Source organism: Streptomyces phytophilus (genome assembly GCF_013870535.1).
GTDB lineage: Bacteria > Actinomycetota > Actinomycetes > Streptomycetales > Streptomycetaceae > Streptomyces > Streptomyces phytophilus.
The window spans coordinates 1-3,549 of sequence record NZ_JACBXC010000617.1 but is presented as its reverse complement, the minus strand read 5'-3'; the positions used below and the strand labels follow the sequence as shown (position 1 = coordinate 3,549).

Here is a 3,549-nt window from a genome sequence, read left to right as displayed (position 1 = left end):
CAGCCGGCGCCGTTTGAAGTACCGCCACGTCTCGGCGTCCAGCTCCGCCGCCAGCCACCGCTCGGCCTCCGGCCGCCGCCGCGCGTAGATCCGCGGCTGCATCGTGAAGCCCACCGCCGTCAGCAGCCCGCCCAGCTTCTCCTGCGCCTCCGCCGCGGTCGGCGCCCGCCAACCGCGTACCGCCTCCGGGTCGTCCAGCGACGGCAGCAGCGCGTCGGCGATCGTGACGGGGACGCGGTTGCTGTTCTCGTACGGGGTCAGCCGTTCCAGCAGCGTGCCGGTGCCGAGGGTCGCCACCGGCAGCCCGTACAGCGTCGACGCCGTCATCAGCGCCGTGGAGAACGCGCCCGCCACCAGCGCCGGGCGCAGCCGCTCGTACAGCACCTCCGCGAGCACCGGGGAGTCGAGCACCGTCAGTGTGACGCCGAGGCTGTCCGCCTCGTCCTCCAGCAGCCGCGAGACCCGCGCGGGCGCCATCGGGTGCGGCTTGAACACCACGTCGCGGTGGCCCAGGCCCGCCGCGCCGCGCAGCATCCGTACGTGCAGCTCCTCTTCCTCCGCCGCGGTGAGGATCTTCAGCGCCGAGAGGTACTGGCCCAGGAGGAGTGCGGGCGAGGAACCTTCGGCGGGACCCCCGGAGGACTCTGCGGCGGGCCCTGCCGCGGGCCCTGCGGCGGGCAGGTCGAGGTCGGCGGCGGCCGACAGCTCGGCCAGCACCTTCTTCAGCTCTTCCGCCGGCACGATCTCCGGCGGCACCCCGAACTCCGTGAGCAGCATGGGCCGTACGCCCGGCAGCAGGTCCGGGTGCAGCAGGCGTTCGACGCGCGTGCCGACAAAGGAGGAGAGCTTGTTGCGGGTGGGGCCGTAGCTCATGAGGCCGTCGGCGTAGACGTGCAGGGCCGCGTCCGGGAAGAGCTGGACGAGCGCCCGCGCGGGGCTGACCTGGATGGACTCCACGACGAGCGTGAGCCGGTCGTCGCCCAGGTCCCACAGCAGCCGCAGGTGCCGCTCCCACAGCGGTACGTCCTCGGCGCGCGGCTCCCACGCGGCGGGGTGCAGCGGGCGGATGGCGTGGTTCCAGTCGCGTACGTCGTCGAAGCGGGAACGCAGCTGCGCGAAGCCGGCCATGGCGTCGACGGCGGGGGTGGTCTCGGGGTTCGCGGCGTTGTTGGTGATCAGCAGGACGCGGCGGTCCGCGGCGGGGAAGAGGCCGGCGTCCAGGGCGGCGGCGAGGGTCGCGGTGCCGTAGAGGGTGGAGGCCACGAAGACCTGGGTGTGCCGCCCGGGCGCGTAGCGGATCCCGTGCGGCCGGTGCGCGGCGGCGGTCATCGGGCGGCCACCTGCGTCCCCGCGGTCCGCCGGTGCAGCCTGCGCAGCAGTTCCGCGCGTTCCGTGTCCATGGCGTCCAGTGCCTCCGCCAGTACGTGCTGGGGCATCCGCCGCAGCGCCTCCGCGCTCATCTCGCGCAGTCTGCGCGCCACGGGCTTCTCGAACCGTTCGCAGTTCTTCAGATGGTGCGCGATGATCGCGCAGAAGTTCCGCACCGCTTTCGGCAGCAGCAGCTCCGCGTCCCGGTCGGCCGCCGTCTCCTCGACGACCTGGTCGAAGGCGCGCAGGAAGTCGAGCCGGCGCACGTCGCCGATCTGCGTGAGGGAGGTGGCGACGCCGCGCCGGTAGAAGACGCCGAGCAGACCGACGGCCGCGAACGTACGGGCCTCGCGGTGCAGCCGCCAGATCCACGGCCGGTCCTCGGCCGTCCGCAGCCCGTCGGGGAAGTGCAGCAGGCCCTCGTCGAGGAGCCGGCGGTGGTAGATGCCGGCCCAGGCGTAGGCGTAGTCGACGGACGTGGTGTGGGTCGCCGGGAGGATCGCGGAGCGGGGGTCCTGGACGACGCCGCGGCGGCCGTGCGGGACGCGGTGGACGGTGCGGGCGCGGGCGGTGCACTGCACGTGGTCGGTCCGTACGAAGTCGACGTCCAGCTCGGTGATGGCCGCCAGCAGCCGGCGGTAGTGGCCGGGGGCGAGCCAGTCGTCGCCGTCGAGGAACGCCACGTACCGGCCGCGGACCCGGTCGAGCCCGGTGTTGCGGGCGGTGGCCAGGCCGCCGTTGCGCTCATGCCGTACGTGCACGGCGCCCGGCAGGTCGCGCGCGGCCTGCTCCAGCAGCTCGCCGGTGCGGTCCGTCGAGCAGTCGTCGACCAGGATGAACTCGGTGTCCGGTGCCGCGTTGGCGCGCAGGCAGGCCAGCGTCTCGGGCGCGTAGTCCTGCACGTTGTAGAAGGGAACGATCACGGAGAGTTGACGCATCCAGGCGATGCTAGAGGCCGGCCCGCGCCCCGGGCTTGCCCTGCCCCGACGCGGGCGTGAACGCCGGGCGGCGGAATGGTGAACGCCGTGCACCTCCGGGCGGGTTCGCCGTTCGGCGGCGTGTTGTTAACCATTTGTACGGCCGGTGTTGGGCCACCGAGCGGAATGCCTCCCTACCGTCGGCGGCGTGCTCAACGACCCCCCGTCACAGCTTCGCACCGCTGTTCTCGCCGACTCGGACACCCGCTGGAAATGGGGCGCGCTCACCGCTCGCCGCATGGCCCCGGAGGCGGTGCTCGACGGGTATCTGCTGCACGGCAGGGCCACGCCCACAGCGCGCCAGCTCGCCGAGGTCGGCGTCACCGCGGACGCGATGAGGGAGGTCACGGCGGTCGAGTTCCTGGCCGCCGCGGACCCCGACCGCTACGACGTCGTGCTCCTGTCCTGCGTCGGCGGCACCGTGCAGGCCATGCTCCACGGCCTCGCCCGCGCCTGGCAGGGCGCCGCGCGCCGCCCCGCGGTCGTCACCGGCTACGTCGGCGTCGTGTACGAGAAGCTCTCCGACGGCCTCCTCCTGCGCAACGGCGCCGACATCGTGCTGGCCAACAGCCGGCAGGACGCCGAGCGCTTCCGGGCGGTCTACGAGGGCGTCGGCGCCTCCCCGCACAGCGTCGTGGAGTGCGCGCTGCCGTTCCTCGACGGCAGGCCGTACGAGCCGACCGACGCCACCGCACCGGGCGGCGACCGCCCGTACACCGTCGTCTTCGCCGTCCAGCCCTCCGTGCCGGACAGCCGCGAGGACCGCCTGTACCTGCTGCGCCGTGCCGCCGGGCACGCCGAGCGGCATCCGGAGCGGGAGGTGCTCGTCAAGCTGCGCAGCCGGCCGGGCGAGCACACGACGCACATCGAAGAGGCCCCGTACCAGAAGCTCGCCCAGAAGCTGCCCGGCGGTCTGCCCGCCAACTGCGGCCTCGTGTACGGGAACATGGGCGAGGTCCTCGACCGCACCGACCTCCTCGTCACCGTCAGCTCCACCGCCGCGCTGGAGTCCCTGCACCGCGGCATCCCGACCGCCGTCCTCACCGACCTGGGCGTACGCGAGCCGCTGGGCAACCACCACTTCCTCGGCTCCGGCTGCCTCGCCTCCTGGGACGAGCTGGACGCCGGCCACCTGCCCAAGCCCGACCCCGTGTGGCTGTCCCGCCAGGGCGTCCCCGGCGCGGCGTCCGCCGAGCCGTACGAC

The 3,549-nt window shown here is 73.7% G+C and carries 3 protein-coding genes; 1 reads left to right on the top strand and 2 read right to left on the bottom strand.

Annotated elements, in window-relative coordinates:
* Together H5J30_RS22350 and H5J30_RS22345 are read right to left on the bottom strand one after the other, a co-directional pair.
* A partial coding sequence (locus H5J30_RS22350) for a polysialyltransferase family glycosyltransferase (protein WP_181789173.1) occupies positions 1–1,329 on the bottom strand: 1,329 nt, incomplete at its 3' end.
* The gene (locus tag H5J30_RS22345) at positions 1,326–2,306 is read right to left on the bottom strand and encodes a glycosyltransferase family 2 protein (protein WP_181789172.1); all 981 of its coding nucleotides are present in this window, start codon (positions 2,304–2,306) and stop codon (positions 1,326–1,328) included. The genes H5J30_RS22350 and H5J30_RS22345, both read right to left, overlap by 4 nt.
* Before the next feature lie 187 nt (positions 2,307–2,493).
* On the opposite strand from H5J30_RS22345, the gene H5J30_RS22340 reads away from it, so the two are divergent.
* On the top strand, positions 2,494–3,549 hold a 1,056-nt coding region (locus tag H5J30_RS22340), incomplete at its 3' end, for a DUF6716 putative glycosyltransferase (protein WP_309505604.1).

Coding starts and splice junctions, on each gene's coding strand:
- H5J30_RS22345 (WP_181789172.1), bottom strand. CDS start 2,306: ATGCGTCAACTCTCCGTGATCGTTCCCTTCTACAACGTGCAGGACTAC.